The organism is Paenarthrobacter sp. R1, from assembly GCF_030264015.1.
GTDB classification, from domain to species: Bacteria; Actinomycetota; Actinomycetes; order Actinomycetales; family Micrococcaceae; genus Arthrobacter; species Arthrobacter ureafaciens.
This window is the reverse complement of the sequence record NZ_CP127115.1, coordinates 3,444,954-3,466,202: the sequence shown is the minus strand read 5'-3', so window position 1 is coordinate 3,466,202 and position 21,249 is coordinate 3,444,954. Positions and strand designations below refer to the sequence as shown.

General features: G+C 64.2%; 19 protein-coding genes and 1 tRNA gene. 4 read left to right on the top strand and 16 right to left on the bottom strand.

The genetic code is table 11. From position 1 onward, the window contains the following. Nucleotides 1-71: 71 nt before the first annotated feature. The 13 genes from QN084_RS16820 to QN084_RS16760 form a co-directional block, all read right to left on the bottom strand. Nucleotides 72-941, bottom strand: a complete 870-nt coding sequence (locus QN084_RS16820) for a sugar phosphate isomerase/epimerase family protein (RefSeq protein ID WP_021473622.1) — start codon at nt 939-941, stop codon at nt 72-74. Between the two features lie 10 nt (nt 942-951). Further along, the gene (locus QN084_RS16815; protein ID WP_021473623.1) at nt 952-1,965 is read right to left on the bottom strand and encodes a Gfo/Idh/MocA family protein; all 1,014 of its coding nucleotides are present in this window, start codon (nt 1,963-1,965) and stop codon (nt 952-954) included. 46 nt (nt 1,966-2,011) lie between these two features. Beyond that, entirely contained in the window at nt 2,012-2,929 is a 918-nt protein-coding gene (locus QN084_RS16810; RefSeq protein ID WP_021473624.1) for a sugar phosphate isomerase/epimerase family protein, read from the bottom strand. Nucleotides 2,930-2,996: 67 nt separating this feature from the next. Then, the gene (locus tag QN084_RS16805; RefSeq protein ID WP_069696155.1) at nt 2,997-4,511 is read right to left on the bottom strand and encodes a CoA-acylating methylmalonate-semialdehyde dehydrogenase; all 1,515 of its coding nucleotides are present in this window, start codon (nt 4,509-4,511) and stop codon (nt 2,997-2,999) included. A gap of 44 nt (nt 4,512-4,555) precedes the next feature. Next, nucleotides 4,556-6,484: a 3D-(3,5/4)-trihydroxycyclohexane-1,2-dione acylhydrolase (decyclizing) gene (gene iolD / locus QN084_RS16800; protein ID WP_069696156.1), complete on the bottom strand. Its 1,929-nt coding sequence runs from the start codon at nt 6,482-6,484 to the stop codon at nt 4,556-4,558. A 39-nt stretch (nt 6,485-6,523) separates the two neighbouring features. After that, nucleotides 6,524-7,486, bottom strand: a complete 963-nt coding sequence (locus QN084_RS16795; RefSeq protein WP_069696157.1) for a Cgl0159 family (beta/alpha)8-fold protein — start codon at nt 7,484-7,486, stop codon at nt 6,524-6,526. Then, entirely contained in the window at nt 7,483-8,490 is a 1,008-nt protein-coding gene (iolC, locus tag QN084_RS16790; protein ID WP_069696158.1) for a 5-dehydro-2-deoxygluconokinase, read from the bottom strand. The genes QN084_RS16795 and iolC overlap by 4 nt, the downstream gene beginning before the upstream one ends. A gap of 161 nt (nt 8,491-8,651) precedes the next feature. Further along, the gene (locus tag QN084_RS16785; protein WP_021473629.1) at nt 8,652-9,056 is read right to left on the bottom strand and encodes a tautomerase family protein; all 405 of its coding nucleotides are present in this window, start codon (nt 9,054-9,056) and stop codon (nt 8,652-8,654) included. A gap of 163 nt (nt 9,057-9,219) precedes the next feature. Then, complete coding sequence (gene sucD / locus QN084_RS16780; RefSeq protein WP_069696159.1) at nt 9,220-10,122, bottom strand: succinate--CoA ligase subunit alpha; 903 nt, start codon at nt 10,120-10,122, stop codon at nt 9,220-9,222. A gap of 12 nt (nt 10,123-10,134) precedes the next feature. Then, complete coding sequence (gene sucC / locus QN084_RS16775) at nt 10,135-11,304, bottom strand: ADP-forming succinate--CoA ligase subunit beta (protein WP_021473631.1); 1,170 nt, start codon at nt 11,302-11,304, stop codon at nt 10,135-10,137. 259 nt (nt 11,305-11,563) lie between these two features. Then, on the bottom strand, nt 11,564-12,253 hold the full coding sequence (locus tag QN084_RS16770; RefSeq protein ID WP_083261996.1) for a hypothetical protein: 690 nt from the start codon (nt 12,251-12,253) through the stop codon (nt 11,564-11,566). A gap of 22 nt (nt 12,254-12,275) precedes the next feature. Next, the gene (pcrA, locus tag QN084_RS16765) at nt 12,276-14,807 is read right to left on the bottom strand and encodes a DNA helicase PcrA (RefSeq protein ID WP_069696161.1); all 2,532 of its coding nucleotides are present in this window, start codon (nt 14,805-14,807) and stop codon (nt 12,276-12,278) included. Between the two features lie 88 nt (nt 14,808-14,895). Further along, nucleotides 14,896-15,741, bottom strand: coding sequence for an inositol monophosphatase family protein (locus QN084_RS16760; protein ID WP_069696162.1), 846 nt, complete (start codon nt 15,739-15,741; stop codon nt 14,896-14,898). A gap of 33 nt (nt 15,742-15,774) precedes the next feature. Here QN084_RS16760 and QN084_RS16755 point away from each other — a divergent pair, with 33 nt between their 5' ends. After that, the gene (locus QN084_RS16755; RefSeq protein ID WP_021473635.1) at nt 15,775-16,482 is read left to right on the top strand and encodes a hypothetical protein; all 708 of its coding nucleotides are present in this window, start codon (nt 15,775-15,777) and stop codon (nt 16,480-16,482) included. Here QN084_RS16755 and QN084_RS16750 read toward each other — a convergent pair. Both QN084_RS16750 and QN084_RS16745 read right to left on the bottom strand, forming a co-directional pair. Then, complete coding sequence (locus QN084_RS16750; RefSeq protein ID WP_069696163.1) at nt 16,451-17,239, bottom strand: DUF998 domain-containing protein; 789 nt, start codon at nt 17,237-17,239, stop codon at nt 16,451-16,453. The two genes, QN084_RS16755 and QN084_RS16750, sit on opposite strands and share 32 nt — an antisense overlap. A gap of 257 nt (nt 17,240-17,496) precedes the next feature. Continuing rightward, nucleotides 17,497-18,273, bottom strand: a complete 777-nt coding sequence (locus tag QN084_RS16745) for a DUF998 domain-containing protein (protein ID WP_069696164.1) — start codon at nt 18,271-18,273, stop codon at nt 17,497-17,499. A gap of 106 nt (nt 18,274-18,379) precedes the next feature. Here QN084_RS16745 and QN084_RS16740 point away from each other — a divergent pair. From QN084_RS16740 to QN084_RS16730, 3 genes are all read left to right on the top strand, one after another. After that, a tRNA-Arg gene (locus QN084_RS16740) sits at nt 18,380-18,452 on the top strand. Nucleotide 18,453: 1 nt separating this feature from the next. Further along, nucleotides 18,454-18,894: a DUF6314 family protein gene (locus QN084_RS16735; protein WP_021473638.1), complete on the top strand. Its 441-nt coding sequence runs from the start codon at nt 18,454-18,456 to the stop codon at nt 18,892-18,894. After that, the gene (locus QN084_RS16730; RefSeq protein WP_021473639.1) at nt 18,891-19,289 is read left to right on the top strand and encodes an NUDIX hydrolase; all 399 of its coding nucleotides are present in this window, start codon (nt 18,891-18,893) and stop codon (nt 19,287-19,289) included. The genes QN084_RS16735 and QN084_RS16730 overlap by 4 nt, the downstream gene beginning before the upstream one ends. Before the next feature lie 57 nt (nt 19,290-19,346). On the opposite strand, the gene QN084_RS16725 is transcribed toward QN084_RS16730, so the two are convergent. Further along, nucleotides 19,347-21,248: an ABC transporter ATP-binding protein gene (locus tag QN084_RS16725; RefSeq protein WP_069696165.1), complete on the bottom strand. Its 1,902-nt coding sequence runs from the start codon at nt 21,246-21,248 to the stop codon at nt 19,347-19,349. Between the last annotated feature and the right edge of the window lies 1 nt (nt 21,249).

Genomic DNA, 21,249 nt, shown 5'->3' with positions numbered 1-21,249 from the left:
ACAATAAGCCTGATTCCAAGCACTAAGGAAGCCCCTGTGATTCACAGGGGCTTCCTTGGTGTTCAGCGCTACTAGGCCTGGGCGATGTAATCCGTCATGGTCTTGAGCTGGTAGCGGGAGACTTCCTCGGCGTTCTCGTCCTCGGCAAACACGGAAGAAACCATCACGGTGTTCTCCTTGTCCAGGAAGCCGATCTCCTTGAGGCCACCAAAGAACTCGTTCCAGTTGACGTCCCCGTCACCGATCTTCAGGTGCTGGTGGACGCGTACGGCGTTCCCGGGCGGGTTGGTGATGTACCTCAGGCCGTGGGAGGCGTGGTGGTTCATGGTGTCGGAGATGTGCACCAGACGCAGCTTGTCACCGGCGGCACGCATGATCTCCAACGGTTTGTTGCCCATGTGGAACGTGTGCGAGGCGACGTAGACCATCCCGATGTTCGGCGAATTGACGCCGCGGATGACACGCAGAGCGGCCAGGCCGTCCTCCACGAAGTCGTCCGGGTGCGGGTCAATCAGCACGTCAAGGCCTTCGCGCTCGATGATCGGCAGGAGCTCCTCCATGGAACGGTAGAAGGCACGCTCGGATTCCTCGGCCTTCTCCGGGCGCCCGCTGAACTCGGTGTTCATGGTCTGGACGCCAAGGTCCACGGCAATCCGGATGGCCCGCTTCCAGTAGCGGACAGCGGCCTCACGGGCATCTTCGTCCGGCCCGGACCAGCGAAGCACGGGCAGGACGGAAGCGATTTCCACGCCGGCATCCTTGCACGCTGCTTTCAGCTTGCCTACCAGTTCATCGTCGGCCTTGGGGTGGTTGTAGAAGGGGATGAGGTCCGCGTGCGGCGTCATCTGCAGGTACTTGTACCCGAGGTCGGCAGCAACGCGGGGGAACTCCAGCAGGCTGTGGCTGTGGTGGAAGGGTGTGGGATCAAGTGCGATCTTCATGTTCAGTCCCCTACTTGTACAGATCCGGCTTGGCGTTCAAGTGGACCTTGACCTTCTCGCCGGACTTCTGCGCCTCAACGCCGGCCTCGCAGCAGGCGGCGGTGGCGTAGCCGTCCCATGCCGTTGGTCCGCCGATTTCGCCGCGAAGTGCCGCATCCACCCAAGCCTGCACCTCGACGTCGTACGCGGCTCCAAAACGGTCCTCGAAACCGGGCGTGACGTTGCCGCCCCACTTGCCCGCGGTCTGGACGTACGGGCCGCTGTCACCGCCGATGCTCACGATGCCGTCCTCGAAGGAAGCCTGAGTAGCCACCTGGTAGCCGAACTTGGCGTTGACATAGATTTCGACGTCGGCCAGTACACCGGATTCGGTTTCGATCAGGACCTGCTGGGGATCGTGCTGGCCGTTGGGAGCGTTGCGCGTTGGCTTGCCCAGGCGGACCTGCACGGACGTGATCTCCTCGCCGGTGAAGTAGCGGATGGCGTCGAACTCGTGGACCACGGAGTCGTTGATCAGCATCTCATTGGTGAAGCCCTCCGGCGTGCTCGGGTTCCGGTGCTGGTGGTGCAGCATCAACAGCTCCCCCAATTCGCTGTTGCGGATGATGGAACCCAAAGCCGAGTACTCGGCGTCGAAACGGCGCATGAAACCAACCTGGATGCGCTTGTGGCCCAGGACGAGCTCCGCCTGGACAACCTTCCAGGAGCTCTCGGCGTCCGGGGTCAGGGGCTTCTCGCACAGAATCGGGAAGTCTTTCTCCAGCGCCTTGTACAGGATTTCCTCGTGCAGGAACCCCGGCGTGGCGATCAGGACGGCGTTGACGTCGCCGTTGTTGAGGGCCTCGTCGGCACTGGCCAGGGCCACTGCACCGTCGATGCCTTCAATGGCGGCTTGCGCACGGGCCAGGTCAACGTCGACGACGGCGGCAACTTCAGCACCGTGGATGCGCGTGCTGAGGCGCTTGATGTGGTCAGCACCCATGCGGCCTGCGCCGATGACGGCTACGCGGAGAGTCTTTGTCACAGTTTCTGTCCTTTGGTGAGTGTGGTTTGGCTGCTACTGGACGGTGCTACTGGACACGGGTCCGGGAGCCGCAGGAGAGCAGGTAGTTGCGGGTGCGCTTGGCGATCGGCATCGGTACGTCGAAGGCTACCGGGTACATGTCCTGTTCCACGATGCCGAAGATGGGGCGGTTCAGGCCCTCCACGGCTTCGATGACGGCACGCAGGTCCGGAAGGCCGTTCGGCGGCTCGGTCATGACGCCGGCCAGGTTTGCCGCTGCCCAGGTCATGTTCTTCTCATTGACTTCGGCCAGGACCTCGGGGTTGATCTGCTTCAGGTGCAGGTAGCCGATGCGCTCCGGGTAGTTCTTGATGAGCTCAAGGCTGGAGGCTCCGCAGTATTCGGCGTGGCCGGTGTCCAGGCACAGGTTCAAGTACTGGGGATCCGTTGCGGCAAGGAGGGTCTCGATGTCCTTCTGCGCCCCCACGTGGGAGTCGGCGTGGGAGTGGAACTGCTGGTGCAGCCCGAAGTCTTCCAGCAGGACCTTCCCCATGCGGTTGTGGCCGGCGAACAGGTCTGCCCACTGTTCGTCCGTCAGTTCGCCGTTCTCCACGGCTTCGCCCGTGACGTCGTCGCGCCACATGGCCGGGATAACCACAATGTGTTCGCCGCCCATGGCTGCAGTGAGTTCGGCTACCTTGCGGGCGGGCTCCCAGGCTTCCTCGTACTGCTTGGCGCCGCGGTGGAAAGCAGTGAAGACTGTACCGGCGCTGACCTTCAGGTCACGCTGCTTGAGTTCCTCCGCGAGGCGGGCGGGGTCGGTCGGCAGGTAGCCATAGGGACCCAGTTCGATCCACTTGTAGCCGGACTCTGCGACCTCGTCCAGGAACCGCTCCCACGGTGTTTGCTGGGGATCGTCCGCGAACCAAACACCCCAGGAATCGGGAGCGGTGCCGATGATGAGTTTGTTCTCGACGTCAGTCATGACAACGGTGTCTTTCTTGATAGCCTCCGTGGCCCCGGCTTTGGTGCCGGGGCAGCGGAGGTGGGGGCTAGTTGGAGGGGAAGTTGTAGGAGGCGCCGGAGGCATGGTGGGTTTCGGGCCAGCGGGAGGTGACGACCTTGCCGCGGGTGTAGAAGGAGACGCCTTCGGGGCCGTAGATGTGCTTGTCACCGAACAGGGAGGCCTTCCAGCCACCGAAGGAGTGGTAGGCCACCGGAACCGGCAGGGGCACGTTGATGCCGATCATGCCCACGGTGACCGAGCGCTGGAACTTCCGTGCCGCCGCTCCCGAGGAGGTGAAGATCGCGGTGCCGTTGCCGTACGGGTTGGAGTTGATCAGCTTGATGCCGTCCTCGAGGGTGTCCACACGGACCACCACCAGGACGGGCCCGAAGATTTCCTCCTGGTAGGCGCTCATTTCGGTCTTGACGTGGTCGATCACCGTCGGGCCCACCCAGAAGCCGTCTTCGTGGCCGGGAACGACCAGGTCACGTCCGTCCACCACCATCGCGGCACCGGCGCTTTCTGCTTCGGTGACGATCTTGACGATGCGTTCCTTCGAAGCAGGGGTGATGACCGGGCCCATTTCCGCGCCGGGTTCGGTGCCGTTGTTGACCTTCACGGCCAGGGCCCGTTCTTCGACCTTCTTCACCAGCAGATCAGCGGCGTCACCGACGGCGACGGCCACGGAAATCGCCATGCACCGCTCCCCCGCCGAGCCGAAAGCAGCGGCGGCGAGGTGGTCCGCGGCGTTGTCCAGGTCAGCGTCCGGGAGCACGATCGCGTGGTTCTTCGCCCCACCAAGTGCCTGGACCCGCTTGCCGTGCTTCGTGGCGGTTTCGTGGACGTACTGGGCGATCGGGGTGGAGCCCACGAAGGAGATGCCGTCAACGTCCGGGTGCGTCAACAGCCCATCAACGGTTTCCTTGCCGCCGTGCAGAACCTGGAACACACCATCAGGCAGGCCCGCTACCTGCCACAGCTTGGCCAGCAGCAGCGACGGGGACGGGTCCCGCTCCGAGGGCTTGAGGATGAACGCGTTACCGGTGGCGATGGCCATCGGTGCCATCCACAACGGCACCATCACCGGGAAGTTGAACGGGGTAATACCGGCCACCACACCCAACGGTTCGCGGAAGGAGAATACATCAATGCCGGTGGAGACCTGGTCCGAGTAGTCACCCTTGAGCAGCGAGGGGATGCCGCAGGCGAACTCGATGACTTCCAGGCCACGGCCGATCTCGCCCTTGGCGTCGGAGAGGACCTTGCCGTGCTCGGCCGTGATCAGTTCAGCGAGTTCGTCCACGTGGGCTGCGACCAGTTCACGGAACTTGAACAGCACCGCGGTGCGCTTGGCCAGGGAAATATCACCCCAGGAATCAGCGGCTTTCCGGGCTGCGGCGACCGTGGTGTTCAGGTCATTCTCGTTCGCCAGGCGCAGCTCGGCAGTGACCTGGCCCGTGGCCGGGTTGTACACCGGCTGGGTGCGGTCACCTTCACCGGCTGACTCAGCACCGTTGATGAAGTGGTTGATAGTGGTCAAAGTGGTGGTCGTCGTCGACATGCGGACTTCCTCGTCTTCTAGCTTTAGGGGCGGATGTCTGGGTTCTAGCCGAGCAGTTTGCGCTGGCGGTTCTTGTGGTCGGTGTAGGTCTTGTAGGCCTGCTGCGTGGATTCCAGTTCGGAGACCTGCGAGACGGGCACGTCCCACCAGGACTCTGAGGACGGGGCGTCCAGGAGCGGATCGGATTCGACGTGGATCACGATCGGGCCGGTCTCCTCGGGGGCTGCCTTGGCGTCGCGGATGGCTTGTTCGAGTTCGGCGATGACCTTCTCGCCCGGTTCGATCCGGATGACCTTCGCGCCGAGGGATTCGGCGTTCGTGGCGAGGTCGATTGGCAAGTTCTCGCCGGCGTCGAAGGAGTGCTGTTCCTTGTCCAGCACCCGGTACTGGGTACCGAAACGCTGCGAACCCAGCGTCTCCGAGAGGGAGCCGATGGAGGCGTAGCCGTGGTTCTGGATCAGCACCACGATCAGTTTGATGCGTTCGGCGACGGCGGTGACCAGTTCGGTGTGCATCATCAGGTATGAGCCGTCCCCCACCATGACCACCACATCCCGCTCCGGGCCGCCTGCTGCTGCCTCGGCAAGCGCTGCACGCTTGACGCCCAAACCACCGGGGATCTCGTAGCCCATGCAGGAGTACGCGTATTCCACGTGGTACCCGAACGGGTCCCGGACCCGCCACATCTTGTGCAGGTCGCCGGGCAGTGACCCGGCCGCGCAGATCACCACGTCCTGGGCGTCCATGGCCTTGTTCGTGGCACCAATGATTTCGTTCTGAGCCGGCAACGGCGTGAAGCGTGTCTCGAACGCTTCATCCACGGTCGCGTCCCAGCGCTTCTTTTCGGCGGCGACCTTCTGCTCCAGGTCAGCGCCCACGCGGTAGCCGCCCAGGGCCTGGTTCAGCTTCACGAGCGCCTTGCGGGCATCGGCCACGATGGGCAGGTGCGTGCCGTGCTTGTACGCGTCGATCGCGGCGACGTTGATATTCACGAACTTCACGTCCGGGTTCTGGAACGCCGTGCGGGACGCGGTAGTGAAGTCCTCGTAGCGGGTGCCGATACCGATGATGAGGTCCGCTTCGGCAGCGATGGCGTTCGCCGCCGTCGTTCCCGTGGAACCGACCGCGCCAAGGGAGTACTTGTGGTCCCACGGGAGCACGCCGACACCGGCCTGCGTGTTGCCCACCGGAATACCGGTCAGCTCAGCGAACTTCGCCAGTTCCTCATTGGCGTACGCGTAGAGAACACCGCCGCCGGCAATGATCAGCGGACGCTTCGCAGCACGGATCGCTTCCACGGCACGGCGGATGTCGTCATCCTCGGCTTCGGGACGGCGGATACGCCACTCCCGCTCGGCCAGGAATTCTTCGGGAACATCAAACGCCTCGGCCTGGACATCCTGCGGCAACGAAATAGTCACCGCACCGGTCTCGGCCGGGTCCGTCAGCACCCGCAGGCCGTGGTGGAACGCGGAGAACAACTGCTCCGGACGGTTCACCCGGTCAAAGAACTTCGACAACGGCCGGAACGCATCATTGACCGTGATGTCGTACGCGTATGGCAGCTCGAGCTGCTGCAGCACAGGGTCAGCGGCACGGGTCGCGAACGTATCAGACGGAAGCAGCAACACCGGCAGCCGGTTGGTCGTAGCCAGGGCTGCACCGGTGAGCAGGTTGGAGGACCCCGGACCGATCGAGGTGCTGATCGCGAACGTCTGGCGGCGGCGCGTGTGCCGGGCATAACCCACAGCCTGGTGGACCTGGGCCTGCTCGTTCCTGCCCTGGTAGTACGGCATGATGGACGGGTCAGCGGCCTGATACTGCTTCAATGCCTGGCCCACACCGGCAACGTTGCCGTGCCCGAAAATGCCGAATGTGCCCGGAATCAGGCGCTCACGGAAGTCCACGCCACCCACCGAATCAACGGTGTACTGCTTGGACAGGAACTCGACCACGGCCTGCGCCACGGTCATCCGACGGGTTGCTGTTCCGGTTATGGTCCGCATGGCGAGTTACTCCGATACTTTCACGGGGATACGGTCTGACGAGGTGAGCCCTGCGGCGTCCAGTGCCGCGGGCGCAGTGTTGTTCAGCAGCGAGGCGGCCGTCGCGACGGCACCTGCCACGTCGCCGTCGTGCGGGTACAGAAGCGTCCGCCCAACGGTGAGGCCCTGCACGCCGGGCAACGCCAGCGCGGCCTGCCACGACGCGAAGACTTCATCAGGGCTGCCGTCGGGGTCACCGCCAAGGAGTACCGTGGGCAGCGTGGTGGAGGCCATGACGCGTTCCATCTCGGCCACCACGGGCAGCTTCAGCCAGGTGTAGGCGCTGGTGGAACCGAGGCCCTCGGCGATGCCGACAGACTTGATCACGGCATCGGCGCGGAGATCGTTGCGGACCTTGCCGTTGGCGTCGCGCATGGACAGGAACGGCTCCACCATGGCGATCAGCTTCCGCTCGGCGAGCGAATCGATCGCCTTCGCCGTAGCTTCCAAGGTAGCCACCGTGTCGGGATCGCCCAGGCAGATGCGGGTCAGCATCTTGCCGCCATCGGCACCGAGCGCCTCAAGGGCAGCGGCGGTGTGGCCCGTGAAACGGTCATCGAACTCATTCACCAAGCCGGCAAGGCCGCCGCGGTTCATGGAACCGAAGACGAGCTTGCCTTCAAGGGCGCCGAGCAGCAGCAGATCATCCATGATGTCCGGCGAGGCCAGGATGCCGTCAACGGCCGGGTTAGCCAGAGCGATCTGCAGACGGTCCAGAAGATCGCGGCGGTCGGCCATGGCCATCGGGTCGCTGCCGACGGCGAGGGCGCCGCGGGCCGGGTGGTCGGCGGCAACAATGAAGTTCTGCACGCCGTGCTTCAGGCCGGGATGACGACGGCGGGTGCCAGCTGCGCGGGCCACGGCCTGCGGGTCCTCCAGCCGGATCCGGCTCAGGTGTTCGTAACGGCGGGGGTCATCGTTGAGGCTCAACGCACGGCTCCTTCTGCGAGTGCGGCGGATGCGCCGGGGATGGGCCGGCCGCGTTCGGCCAGCAGCGAGGTGACCTCGTCCGGCGTCGGCATCGCATCCGCGCAAGAGAGGCGGGATGCGACGATCGCACCGGAAGCGTTTGCGTAGTCCAGAACCTCGGAGAGAGGCCAGCCTGACAGCAAGCCGTGGCAGAAGGCTCCCCCGAAGGAGTCACCGGCGCCCAAGCCGTTGACCGTCTCCACCGGCACGGGTGCGGAAACCACGCGCTCGGTGCGGGTCTTGGCCATGACGCCTTCCGCGCCAAGCTTCACGACGGCGATCTCCACGCCGGCGGCCAGGAGGCGGTCCGCCTGCTCATCAGGAGTTCCCTCCCCTACGGCCACGGCGCATTCCTTGTCATTGCCGATCGCGACCGTCACGTGCGGGAGGATCTTGGCAACCTCGGCGCGGGCTTCCTCTTCGGATGCCCAGAACATTGGCCGGTAGTCGAGGTCCAGGATGGTGAACTGGCCCTCTTTCAGGCCGGTCCGGGGGCGTGCCTCGTGCGCCGCGATGTGGGCGCTGCGTGAGGGCTCCTGGCACAGGCCGGTGACGGTGGACCAGAAGATCCCGGCCTCCCGGATTGCGTCCAGGTCCAGCTCTTTGGCCTTGATCTGCAGGTCCGGGGCCGTGGGGAACCGGCCGTAGAAGTACAGCGGGAATTCGTCGGTGGCCGGCTTGATGGCACAGAAGGTGGCGGGAGTCTGCCCGGCCGCCGGCGTGACGAACGAATCGTCCACGCCGAATTTGCGCAGTTCGCGGTGCAGGAAGCTGCCGAAGGGATCATCGCCGGTGCGGGTGATAACGCCGGTGCGGCGGCCGTGGCGGGCGGCAGCAACGGCCACGTTGGAGGGCGAACCTCCCAGGTACTTGCCGAAGGAGGTTACATCCTCCAGCCCGACTCCGATGTCGTTCGGGTAGATATCAACGCTGATGCGCCCGATTGTGAGCAGTTCGTGGGTCACGGTACTCGTTGACCTTTCTCTTGGAACTCTGAACCTTTGAGCGCTGGGCCCCAATGCCTTGCTACCCCTCAGTGAGCGGGGCCACATGACTACTTTGCACCAGATTTAATGTCCTGTCAAAGGTTTGTACTGACATATTTACAACGTGACACAGGGCCCGGTTATTTGGCCGGGACAGCCAACTCGCCGGTGACATACTGGCTGCGGCCAAAGCCGAACGACCAGTCCCCTGCAGTGTTCTCCACGTAGCCCACGAAGACGTCTTCACCGGCTATCCCCACCTCGCCCAAGCCCTTCGCAATCGCCGCAAAGAGGGCGCTCTTTGCATCTTGGCTGCGGCCGCCCTGGGTGAAGATCTGGATCATGACCACCCCGGAACTACGCTCAAAACCGAGGCCCGCGTCCTGGGCGACGATCTGACCCTGCGGGTGCTCGGTGAGGATGTGGAAGTAGTCGCGCTCGGGGATTCCATATTCGGCCAGGATGGCGTCATGGACGGTGCGGCTGATGGTTGCCAACTCTTCGCGGGTGCGGCCTTCGTTGACGTCAATGCGTACCAAGGGCATGGAAGTGTCCTTTCCAGAAGTTTGTCCTGACATACTAACAAACATGTGGAACTTTGGGTACACCCCTGCCGGTCGTTCGCGGCGGTTCGCTTAAAGCACGACGGCGGCCCGCCACCTTTCGCTGGAAAGGTGACGGGCCGCCGTCGTGGGTCAGCCGTAAAGACTAGAGCGCTGCGTAAACCTCGCGCAGGAGCTTGGCGGTCTCGGACGGCGTCTTGCCGACCTTCACGCCTGCTGCTTCAAGGGCTTCCTTCTTTGCCTGTGCGGTTCCGGCGGAACCGGAGACGATGGCGCCTGCGTGGCCCATGGTCTTGCCTTCGGGAGCCGTGAAGCCTGCCACGTAGCCCACAACAGGCTTGGTGACGTTGGCCTTGATGAAGTCGGCTGCACGCTCTTCAGCGTCGCCACCGATTTCACCGATCATGACGATCGCCTTGGTCTCCGGGTCGGCTTCGAACGCAGCCAGGGCGTCGATGTGGGTGGTGCCGATGATCGGGTCACCGCCGATGCCGATCGCGGTGGAGAAACCGAGGTCGCGGAGTTCGTACATCATCTGGTAGGTCAAGGTACCGGACTTGGAAACCAGGCCGATGGGGCCCTTGCCGGTGATGTTGGCCGGGGTGATACCGACCAATGCCTCACCAGGGGTGATGATGCCGGGGCAGTTCGGTCCGATGATGCGGGTGATCTGCTTGCCGTCGGCGTCAACCTTGGACTGGGCGAGGGCCCAGAACTCGGCAGAATCCTGAACCGGAACGCCTTCGGTGATGACCACGACCAGGCCGATGCCGGCTTCGATGGCTTCAACAACGGCGTCCTTGGTGAATGCCGGCGGAACGAAGACGATGGACACGTCTGCGCCGGTTTCAGCCATGGCTTCCTTGACGGTGCCGAAGACGTTGATTTCCTTGTCGCCGTGCAGGACCGTGGTGCCGGCCTTGCGGGCGTTGACGCCGCCAACAATGTTGGTGCCGGCCTTGAGCATCAGTGCGGTGTGCTTGGTGCCTTCGCCGCCCGTGATGCCCTGAACGATGACCTTGGAGTCTTTGTTGAGGTAGATAGACATTCTCGCGTCCCTTTACTTAGCTGCGTTGGCGAGCTCGGCGGCCTTGTCGGCGCCCTCGTCCATGGTGGCGGCCAGGGTAACCAGCGGGTGGTTGGCCTCGGTCAGGATGCGGCGGCCCTCTTCGACGTTGTTGCCGTCGAGGCGAACAACCAGCGGCTTGTTCGCGGAAGAACCGAGCTCTGCCAGTGCGCCCACAATGCCCTTGGCGACTGCGTCACAAGCGGTGATGCCACCGAAGACGTTGACGAAGACGCTCTTGACCTGGGAGTCGCCCAAGATGACGTCAAGGCCGTTGGCCATGACCTCAGCGGAAGCTCCACCACCGATGTCAAGGAAGTTGGCGGGCTTCACGTTGCCGTGGTTCTCGCCGGCGTAAGCAACGACGTCGAGGGTCGACATCACAAGACCGGCACCATTGCCGATGATGCCGACTTCGCCGTCCAGCTTCACGTAGTTGAGGTCCTGCGCCTTTGCCTTGGCCTCAAGCGGGTCAGCTGCTTCCTTGTCCTCCAGCTCAGCGTGGTGGACGTGGCGGAAATCTGCGTTCTCGTCCAGGGAGACCTTGCCGTCCAGGGCAACGATCTCGCCTGCACCCGTGCGGACCAAGGGGTTCACCTCGACCAGGGTGGCGTCTTCCTTCTTGAAGACGTCCCACAGCTTCAGGATCACATCGGAAACCTTGCCGCGGAGTTCTTCGGCAAAGCCTGCGGCTGCAACGATTTCGTCGGCCTTGGCCTGATCGATGCCGACTGCCGGATCAATGGCAACCTTGGCCAGGGCTTCGGGACGCTCGACGGCGAGCTGCTCGATTTCCATGCCGCCCTCAACCGAGCACATGGCCAGGTAGTTGCGGTTTGCACGGTCCAGGAGGACCGAGAAGTAGAATTCTTCGGCGATGTCGGCACCCTGGGCGATCATCACCTTGTTGACGGTGTGGCCCTTGATGTCCATGCCCAGGATGTTGGTTGCGTGCTCAAGCGCCTCATCGGCGGACTTGGCAACCTTCACGCCGCCAGCCTTGCCGCGGCCACCGACCTTAACCTGTGCCTTGACGACAGTAACGCCACCGATCTTCTCAGCAGCTGCCTTCGCTTCTTCAGGAGTGTGCGCCACGATGCCGGCGAGCACGGGTACACCGTGCGCTTCGAACATATCGCGCGCCTGATATTCAAACAGGTCCACGGTTTAGTGTCCTTCTACGTCGAAGTAGTTTCTGTCCAGCCGGAACCGCGATGACGCGAAGCCAGCTGCGGAAAGTACGCAGCGAAAATCCGAATCAACGTCCGGTCACATTGCGTAAGGTCCTCTCGGAACTTTAGCCCTTTGAGGAGTCCCGCCCCTCCCACACTACCGGTTAAGTGAGTAAGCTTACACTTCTATGGAACGTAGAAAATCCCCGTGATAACGGGGATTTTTGGCCCTCCGGAAGCCCCGGCGGTGTTCAGGAAAGTTTCTTGAGGCTCCCGCGGACCGTCTTGCCGCCGTCGGAAACCAGCTGGTAGCCCTCACGGCTGACGAAGAACGCCACCCCGCCGGAAACGTTTCCGCAGGCAACCCCGCTGTTGTAGGCCGAACAACGCAGGCCGTTGCGCTCAATGTTCTGCCCTTCGCTCAACTCCCGAAGCTGCGAGACGGGTCCGTCCTTGCTGCCTTTGGGCCCGAACTCCGCCTCCATCTGTGTTACGCCGGAGCGACACGAGCCGTACACGGCGCTGTCCGGAGTCAACAAGACCGTGCCGCCGAGGTACCCCAGGCCGGTGCCGCCACAGTCATCGGCGACGTCATCCACCTCGGGCTTGGGGTACGCCGCCAGCTCGCAATGGACCACCGGAACCACGGCAAACTTGTTGTTGGCCGAGTCCGAGTAGCTGTTCGGCTCGTAGGGCACGTTGAGGTGGCCGCCCCTGGCCGACGTCATGGCACAGACGATGTTGCGGTCCGGCGTCACAAAGGCCGTGACGTCATTGCCTGCAGCCAGGGAGGTCTGCTCCGTGACCGGGACCTGCTTCAACTGCTCCAAGGGAGGCAAAGGCTCCGGCGGAACGTAGTTGGGATCCTTGGTGGAGAAGGAACACGCCGTGGTGCTCAGCAGGAGCAAGGCGGCAAGGATCCCCAATACAGTCCGTCGCATGCGACCAATTATGCCGTGGGTGTCACGCATCAAGCTTGGTCAGCGGCGCGTAACGCAGAAGCAGCCGCTTCTCGCCGACGTCGAACTTCACCTTCGCCACGGTCTTGTCCCCGGCGCCTTCGACGCCCAGCACCACGCCGTTGCCGAAGCTGGTGTGGTTGACCTTGTCCCCTACGGCCACGGAAATGACTTCCTTTTGCGGCTGCACTCGGGTGCGTGCGACGGCGGCCGGAACGTCGGCGTCGAAACCCGCCGTTGGGCTGGCGGAAGCGCCGCGCGAGCCTCCCGCACCCCAGAAAGACCCGCCGTATTGCTTGGACCCGATGGGCGCGTTGCCCCACCCTCCGACCTGGCGGCTGGTTCCTTCACGCTTCCAGTCCACCAACTCCGAAGGAATTTCCTGCAGGAACTGGCTGGCCGGGTTGTACTGGCTCTGGCCCCACATGCTGCGGACCTCGGAGCGGGTGACATACAGCCGCTGACGGGCACGCGTGAGGCCTACGTAAGCCAAGCGGCGTTCCTCGGCGAGTTCCTTCGGGTCCGTGGCCGAGCGCTGGTGCGGGAAGATTCCGTGCTCCATGCCGGTCAGGAACACCACGGGGAACTCCAGGCCCTTTGCAGTGTGCAGCGTCATGAGCGTGACAACGCCCAAGCGTTTCGCCTCGGCAACAGCGGCATCGATGTCGGCGCCGGGGGCGTCCGGGATCTGGTCGGCGTCGGCAACAAGTGAAACCTGTTCCAGGAAATCACCCAGCGTCCCTTCCGGGTTGTCCCGTTCGTATTCCCGGACAACCGCAACAAGTTCGGCGAGGTTCTCTACGCGGGACTCGTCCTGGGGATCGTTGCTGGCACGGAGTCCCGCAAGATAGCCGGTTTGTTCAAGGACGGCTTCCAACGCAGCCGACGCTCCCGAACCCGTAGCAACCTCGGCGAGGTCATCCAGGAGTTTCACGAAGCCCAACACTGCGTTCACCGAACGCGTGGCCATTCCCGGTGCCTGGTCCGCCCGGCGGGCAGCGTCCATAAAGGAAGTCCGGTCACGCTCTGCGAGGGCGGCAATGGCACCCTCCGCGCGGTCTCCGATCCCGCGCTTGGGTTCGTTCAACACGCGGCGCAAGTTGACGTCGTCGTCCGGGTTCACCAGAACACGCAAGTAAGCCAGGGCGTCCTTGATTTCCTTGCGTTCGTAGAACCGGGTGCCGCCCACAACCTTGTACGGTAAGCCCACGCGAACCAACACATCTTCGATGGACCGGGACTGCGCGTTGGTGCGGTAGAAGATGGCCACATCGCCCGGACGCAGCCCTTCCTCGTCCTGCAGCCGGTCGATCTCCTTGGCGATGAACTGGGCTTCGTCGTGTTCGTTTTCACCGACGTAGCCAATGATTTTCTCGCCGTCGCCCTCGGCCGTCCACAGCCGCTTTTCCTGCCGGTGGGGGTTCCGGGAGATCACCGCGTTGGCTGCGCTGAGGATGTTCTGGGTGGAGCGGTAGTTCTGCTCCAGCTTGATGGTCCGCGCATTCGGGTAATCGTGTTCGAACTCCACGATGTTGCGGATGTCCGCGCCACGGAAGGCATAGATGGATTGGTCGGAATCGCCCACCACCGTCAGTTCACTGGGGGCCACATCCGTGTCAGTGCCCAGACCCACGATCTCCCGCACCAAGGCGTACTGGGCGTGGTTGGTGTCCTGGTATTCATCCACCAGGACGTGCCGGAAGCGCCGCCTGTACGACTCCGCGAGCGCCGGGAATGCCCGGAACATGTAAACGGTCTGGGCAATAAGGTCATCGAAGTCCATGGCGTTTGCCTGCCGCAAACGTTGCGTGTAGCCCTTGAAGACCTCGGCGACCGCAGTTTCGAAAGGATCGTTGTAGTTGGCCGAGGACGCGAAGGAATCATCGTCCACCAGCTCGTTCTTCAACGCCGAAATCTTGTGCTGGATTGCCTTGGGCGGGAACTTCTTGGGATCCAGGTCCAGGTTCTTGGCCACGAGCGTGATGAGCCGCAGGGAGTCCGCGGAATCGTAGATAGAGAAGTTGGAGTTCAGCCCGACGTTGGCCGCCTCACGCCGCAAAATGCGGACACAGGAGGAGTGGAAGGTGGAAATCCACATGGCCTTGGCCCGGCCGCCCACCAAGGCTTCGATACGTTCGCGCATCTCCGCGGCGGCCTTGTTGGTGAAGGTGATAGCCAGGATCTCGCCATGATGCGCCCGCTTGGTGGCGATCAAGTAGGCAATGCGGTTGCTGAGGACGCGGGTCTTGCCGGAGCCGGCACCTGCCACGATCAGCAGGGGGCTGCCGGCATGCCTCACGGCTTCTTCCTGCTGCGGGTTCAACCCCTGGAGAAGCGCATCGGCGGTCGGCATCCCGCCGTCGTGATGACCCCAGCCGCCCGAGCCGGGGGCCTCCCCCGGGCCGCTGTTGTCCGTTCCCACCCGGGCGCCTCCCGCACCACCACCGGGGCGGGAAAGCTCCGGCGCAGCCTTGACTGCGGCCCGGGGGCCTGCGTTGAAGGGTCCGTCTGCGTAGGGGTCAAACAACATATCCATGGTGCCTACCAGTCTAGGCGGTGGGTCTGACACTCCTTGGCCCGGGCCCGGTCCGTGGACGGGATCGGGCCACTGAAAGCCAGGCGAACTAAGCGAACTGCGGCACTGAAGTAAGGGCCGCGCTCAACTCCCTGACCGCCGTCGAGCCTCCCGCCACGAACCAATTCAGCCCGTTGACCTGCACCACCGCGGTGTCCCCGCCGGCAGCCCGGACAATCGCCTTGCCCGGAAGCCAGTCCCATTCGGGGCAGCTGTGTTGGAACCAGCACCCGAGTTCACCGTCGGCGACGCGGCCAAGGTCACAGGATCCTGAACCGAACATCCGCAGCGATGCTGCGGTGATGGCGGCTGCATGCCACGGCATGGCGGTCCGGGGGTCGGCGAGCCAGGTCGGATGGATGTACGTCGCCGCGCACAGTTGGCTCACTGAGGTATCACCCGAACCGGAGATCGCTTCGCCGTTAAGGGTTGCTGCGCGCTCCTCGCCGCCGAGCCAGAGCTTGTCCGTTTCGGGCTGGTAGATGGCGCCGAGGATCACGGAAGGATCCGCCGCGGCATTGCCGCCGTGGTCCGAATCGTTCCTTTTGAGGGCTATGGCGGAGCACCAGTAAGTGGAGCCGTGCAGGAAGTTGTACGTGCCATCCACGGGATCGATCACCCACGTCCGGCCACTGGTCCCGGCTACCGATGCGCCCTCCTCGCCAAGGATTCCGTCATCCGGCCGGCAGCGGCGCAACTGTTCCAGCACGTAGGCTTCAGCGGCCCGGTCGGCTGCCGTGACGACGTCGGACACCGAAGTCTTGCGTTCGCCCTGCAGGCCGCCCATCCGCATCAGGAGCGCGAGCTGGCCTGCCTCGCGGACCAAAGCGCTGGCCAGTTGGTAATCGTCGAGGGATGGATCGAGTTCAGTTGCTGTGTGCCTGCCGATGGTCATGGTTCCAGCTTATGTGGCGGGATAATGAATCACATGGCCAAGACCCCAGCGCAGCGCATCAAGAAACACGGAGCAAAGGCAGTGGTTCCGGAACACTCGTTGCCGCCCGTCATTAATCCCACCACCGCCCGGACGCCCCAGAAGGCGCAGAGCAACTCGAAACTGATTGTCATCGCCGGCGTGGTGGCCAGCCTTTTCCTGTTCTGGTACCTGCACCTGCTCACCCTGAACCAGATGACCCAGTTGTCCGGTGGCCTGGCCATGCCCGACTCGCTCATCGGAGGCTTCTCGCAGGACTACATCGCCCAACTGCACGCGGCCATGGACGAGGACGCCCGCGGACAGTTGAACTACGTGCATAAGACCGCCGGGACCCTGTTTCCGCTGATTTTCGGTTTCAGCTGGCTCTTGCTCATCGGCACCAACGTTGCCCGCAAAGCATGGCGGTGGGCCATGTGGGCGGCTCCCCTGCTTTTTGCCGTGGCGCACTTGTGGTCGAACGTCGCCATCGATTCGGTACTGGCCGCGGAAGCGCCCGACGCCGGTTCGGTGGCCGTGGCGTCGGCGGTCACAGTTGCGTCGTGGGTGCTGTTCCTTCTCAGCTTGCTGTGTGGTGTGGCTGCGGTGTTCCTTGGGCGGAAGGATTCTGCTGCCGCTGCCGAAAGGCCGGACGCCACTAAAGGGCCGAAGGTTACCGGAGGGGCGGGCGCTACTGGAGGGCCGGACGCCCCAAAGTCCTGACTGCCCTGCGTTCCTTGGTGACACGGCGGGCCACCACCAGGCCCACCAATGACAAGCCCAGGATGATGGGGTACGCCATGGTGCGTTCGATTGCGCCGGCCTCTTCCACCCGCAACTGGACTGCCAGGACGTAGATCGTGGTTCCAAGGGACACCACTCCGAATAACAGGACCATCCAAGACATCTGCGTGTGCCCCCGCCACACCAGGCCCAGGACCACCAGGGCCAGCGGTCCGGCAATGAAGTACATGCCGGCGCCGGTCAGATGCAGCGCAAGGTCCGTGTCCTCAGGAACCAGGCCCACCATGGCCTGTCCGATCCCGGCAACGAGGACCAATGCACGCACCGCCCACGCCGCGATCCAAGGAAAAGCCTCGGCGGACCTGCCTGCCATGGCTGGCGTGATGGCTCGCTGCCCGTGCTCCGCTGCCACGGACAATACGGCCGAACTCAGCAACACTGCTCCCAGCACCATGGCCACTCCTTGAAGCACGAACGAGGCGTTCATTAGCCAATTCAGGGGCGAACAGACCTCGTAGCCGTTGAACGGGCCGCAGTGTGCTGCCCCTAGGTCGCTGATGACGTGTTCGCGCCGGTCGTAGCCAGGGTTGCCACGCCACGCAGCCATCGCAATCGCTTCCACCACGAAGTAATGGATGAGCGTGATCGCCGCCCAACCTCCAACAAGCTCGCGTCGCCCTGCGAGGTCCGGCAAAAGCCCCCGTTCACCGCCCCGCGGACCAGCCGCCGTCGTCATAGCGCCAAGGATAGACCCGGGCCGTGCACGACGCAGCCCTTGTGAGCATGGTTCTCGCCCGTTTCTGGACCTGTGCCGCTGCCGTTCCCGCCCGGCGCGCCCGTTCCGGACCTGTGGCGCTGCTGTTCCCGCCCGACGCCCCTATTCGTACGGGCGCGCACGGCGGAAAAGGGTGCGCCCCACCCGGAGAGACCCGTTCCGGACCTGTGCCGCTACCGTTCCCGCCCGGCCCGCCCCAACCGGACCTGCGAGCACCCCTACCGGGCCTGCAGGGCACGGAAACGCCGCTCCCGATGCACGCGTTGCGCGATCACCAGGCCCGCCGCAGCCAACCCGACGGTCACCGGGTACGCCATGAACCGCTCCAGCAAACCCGGCTGGGGCACATCCATGGCAGTCACTCCGCCAACAACCAGGGCCCCGACGCACACAACACCGCAAGCGGCAAGGAACCAGCTCACCGGCGTTTGCTTCATCCAGAGGAAGCCAAACAGCAGCAACGCGAACCCGCCGCCGATGAAGAACATGAGCGCGCCGGCCAAATGCCAGGGCGAGCCGTAGTCCTCGGGAACCAGGCCCACGATGATCGTCCCCACGCCGGCAACACCCGTAAGGATCCGGATAGCCACGGCAAGGATCCACGGCTTGGCCAACACCCGCACGGAATTGGTGTGGAAGCGCCGGGCAGGAACCCCCGGTCGGGCGGCAACGCACAGCAGGCCCGCCGTTAGGAACAACGCACCCAACACCAAGGCCAGCCCCTGCACAACAAAGGACACGTTCATGAGGAGATGCAGGGGTGAACAAACGTCGCGGTCCTCGTAGACCCCGCAGGACACGGCACCGAGGTCGCTGATGAATCCGGTGGCACGGCTGTAGGGCTCCGGGCCCGCCCACGCCTCGATCACAGCGGCCTCTGCCACGAAGTACTGGACAACACTCAGTTGCGCCCAGCCACCGATCCCTGCCCGGATGCTCCGAACGTTCGGAAGGAAAGTTCCGGCCACTTCCGGCGCAGTCGCTTGTCCTTTCATGTCCGCCAGCCTAGCGGTGTTCGGGCACTGCCCCGGCAGCTTGTATGCTTGTAGTCGTGTCCGGGCGTTGGACCCCTCCGCGGAGGAATCCAGGACCAGGAAACATGCCCTCGTAGCTCAGTGGATAGAGCACGGCTCTCCTAAAGCCGGTGTCGTTGGTTCGATTCCAATCGAGGGCACTTGAAGGACCATCAGCCGCCGGAGGACTTGCTGGCCTACCTGGCCGGCGAATGGTCCGTGGAACGAACCCTTCTGGACCGCGCCACCGGCACCCGCGGAACCTTTACCGGCGTCGTGCGTTACACCAGGAACCCCGACGGCGGACTGGACTACCGCGAAGACGGAACCATGCACTGGCCCACGCACACCGGCCCCGCTTTCCGTGAGTATGTCCTGAAACCCGGCGCCGACCGGCGCACCCTGGACGTGTTCTTCCCTGATGGCCGTCCTTTCCATGTGATGAGCTTCTCCGGCCTGGCCACGGACAAGCACTGGTGCGACCCCGACGACTATCACGTCCGCTATTCCTGGCAAGGACCGGATTCCTTCAGCTTCACGTGGGACGTCCACGGCCCGGCCAAGGACCTGCTGCTGGAATCGCACTTGGAGAGAGCGCAATGAACGTGATCGTGGTCAGTGCCGTCTGTGTCTACAACCGGGCCGGCCAACTCCTGACCGTTCGCAAGCGCGGCACCGGGAAATTCATGCACCCCGGCGGGAAGCCCGAGGCCGGCGAGAACGCCGCGGAGGCGGCGTCGCGGGAGCTGCTGGAGGAAGTCGGCATCGATGTGGCGCCCGCGGACCTCGAGCCATTGGGCGTTTGGCATGCCGTGGCCGCCAATGAGGAAGCCACCACCATCGAGGCCACGGTCTTCACGGCGCCTGGCATCTGGGAGGCGCACCCGTCGGCGGAGATCGCTGAGATCCGTTGGCTCGATGTGACGGAGCCTTGGCCGGAGGACCTCGCACCGCTGCTCACGGACCACGTCCTCCCTGCCCTCGAATCCCCGAAGTAACTGGCAATAGGGGTTGTTCTGAGGGCTCAGAGCAACCCCTAATGCCAGTCAGTTGGGCTAGAACTCGCGGGCCACGGCCGTAGCTTCGGCGAACTGCGTCCGGTAGAGCTCCGCATAGCGTCCGTCCGCCGCAAGCAACTCCGTGTGCGTGCCCCGCTCCACAATCCGGCCGTCCTCAACCACCAGGATCGCATCCGCGGCGCGGATGGTGGACAAGCGATGGGCAATCACGACGGCGGTGCGCCCCTCGAGCGCTTCTCCCAAGGCCGCTTGCACGGCGGCTTCATTGGTGGAGTCGAGTGCGGCTGTTGCCTCGTCGAGGATGACGACGCGCGGCTGCTTGATCAGGAGCCGGGCGATGGTGAGGCGTTGCCTTTCGCCACCGGAGAGCCGGTACCCGCGCTCCCCCACCACAGTGTCCAGGCCATCGGGAAGGGAACGGATCATGGCTTCCAGGCGCGCCCTGCGAAGCACGCCCCACATGTCCTCTTCCGTGGCGTCCGGCCGTGCCAGGCGGAGGTTGGAAGCGATGGTTTCGTGGAACAAGTGGCCGTCCTGCGTGACCATTCCCAAGGTGTCCCGCAGCGAGTCGAAGCGGACATCGCGCACGTCCACGCCGTCCCGGGCTTCTGTGCCGCCCAGCCGCACTGCACCGGAGTCGACGTCGTAGAGGCGGGATAGCAGCTGGGCGATGGTGGATTTGCCGGCGCCCGACGATCCCACCAGAGCCACCGTCTCCCCGGGTTCGACGCGGAAGCTGACGCCGTGAAGGACTTCTTCGCCGCCGCGGGTATCGAGCGTGGCCACGTCCTCAAGGGAGGCCAGGGAGACCTTTTCCGCGGAGGGGTAGGCGAAGCGGACGTCGTCGAACTCAATGGCCACCGGCCCCGGCGGAACGGTGACGGCGTCGGGCTTTTCCGTGATGAGCGGCTTCAAGTCGAGGATTTCGAACACGCGCTCAAAGCTGACCAACGCACTCATGATCTCCACTCGGGCATTGGACAGCGAGGTGAGCGGTGCGTAGAGGCGGGTCAGCAACAGGGCGAGGACCACCACGTCGCCCGCCGCCAACTGGCCGCCGATGGCCAACCAGCCGCCAAGCCCGTAAACCAGGGCCAAAGCGAGGGCGGACACCAGGGTCAGCGCCGTGACGAAGGTGAACTGCAGCATGGCCGTGCGGATGCCGATGTCCCGCACACGGCCTGCCCGGGCAGCGAACTCCCGTGATTCCTCATCCGGGCGTCCGAAAAGCTTTACCAACGTAGCGCCGGGGGCTGAGAACCGCTCGGTCATCTGGGTGCCCATGGCCGCGTTGTGGGCAGCAGCCTCGCGCCGGAGATCGGCCAGCCTGGAGCCCATGCGCCGGGCGGGAATGAGGAAGATCGGCAACAGGATCATGGCAAGCACGGTGACCAGCCACGAGGTGTTGAGCATGACCGCGAGCGTCAGGACAAGCGCCACCACGTTGCTGACGACGCCGGACAGCGTGCCGGCGAACGCGGACTGTGCGCCGATCACGTCATTGTTGAGGCGGCTCACCAGCGCGCCGGTGCGGGTCCGGGTGAAGAACGCGATGGGCATTCGCTGGACATGGTCGAACACACGGGTGCGAAGGTCCACGATGACGCCCTCGCCAATGGTGGAGGACAACCAGCGGGTCACGAGCCCAACGCCCGCTTCACCCACTGCAACCAGGGCGATCAGGACAGCTAGCCAGATCACCGTGCCGGCGCCGGCGTTGCCGATGATGGCGTCCACTACTTGCCCGGCGAGGACAGGGGTGGCGACGGCCAGCACGGCGCCCGCGATCGAGGCAAGGACGAACCCGATGAGCTTGCCCTTGTGCGGCGCGGCGAAGGCCATGACCCGTTTCAGGGTTTCCTTCGAGAACGGCTGCGAGCCGCTTTGGGCGCGGGTCAGTTTATGCAGCGAGCTCCAGGCAACGCCATCCATGCTCATG

Coding starts and splice junctions, on each gene's coding strand:
- iolD (WP_069696156.1), bottom strand. CDS start 6,484: ATGACCGTGGCGCAGGCCGTGGTCGAGTTCCTGTCCAAGCAGTACACC.
- sucD (WP_069696159.1), bottom strand. CDS start 10,122: ATGTCTATCTACCTCAACAAAGACTCCAAGGTCATCGTTCAGGGCATC.
- QN084_RS16820 (WP_021473622.1), bottom strand. CDS start 941: ATGAAGATCGCACTTGATCCCACACCCTTCCACCACAGCCACAGCCTG.
- QN084_RS16755 (WP_021473635.1), top strand. CDS start 15,775: ATGGCCAAGACCCCAGCGCAGCGCATCAAGAAACACGGAGCAAAGGCA.
- QN084_RS16750 (WP_069696163.1), bottom strand. CDS start 17,239: ATGACGACGGCGGCTGGTCCGCGGGGCGGTGAACGGGGGCTTTTGCCG.
- QN084_RS16785 (WP_021473629.1), bottom strand. CDS start 9,056: ATGCCCTTGGTACGCATTGACGTCAACGAAGGCCGCACCCGCGAAGAG.
- QN084_RS16760 (WP_069696162.1), bottom strand. CDS start 15,741: ATGACCATCGGCAGGCACACAGCAACTGAACTCGATCCATCCCTCGAC.
- QN084_RS16730 (WP_021473639.1), top strand. CDS start 18,891: ATGAACGTGATCGTGGTCAGTGCCGTCTGTGTCTACAACCGGGCCGGC.
- QN084_RS16810 (WP_021473624.1), bottom strand. CDS start 2,929: ATGACTGACGTCGAGAACAAACTCATCATCGGCACCGCTCCCGATTCC.
- QN084_RS16745 (WP_069696164.1), bottom strand. CDS start 18,273: ATGAAAGGACAAGCGACTGCGCCGGAAGTGGCCGGAACTTTCCTTCCG.
- QN084_RS16725 (WP_069696165.1), bottom strand. CDS start 21,248: ATGAGCATGGATGGCGTTGCCTGGAGCTCGCTGCATAAACTGACCCGC.
- pcrA (WP_069696161.1), bottom strand. CDS start 14,807: ATGGATATGTTGTTTGACCCCTACGCAGACGGACCCTTCAACGCAGGC.
- QN084_RS16805 (WP_069696155.1), bottom strand. CDS start 4,511: ATGTCGACGACGACCACCACTTTGACCACTATCAACCACTTCATCAAC.
- QN084_RS16770 (WP_083261996.1), bottom strand. CDS start 12,253: ATGCGACGGACTGTATTGGGGATCCTTGCCGCCTTGCTCCTGCTGAGC.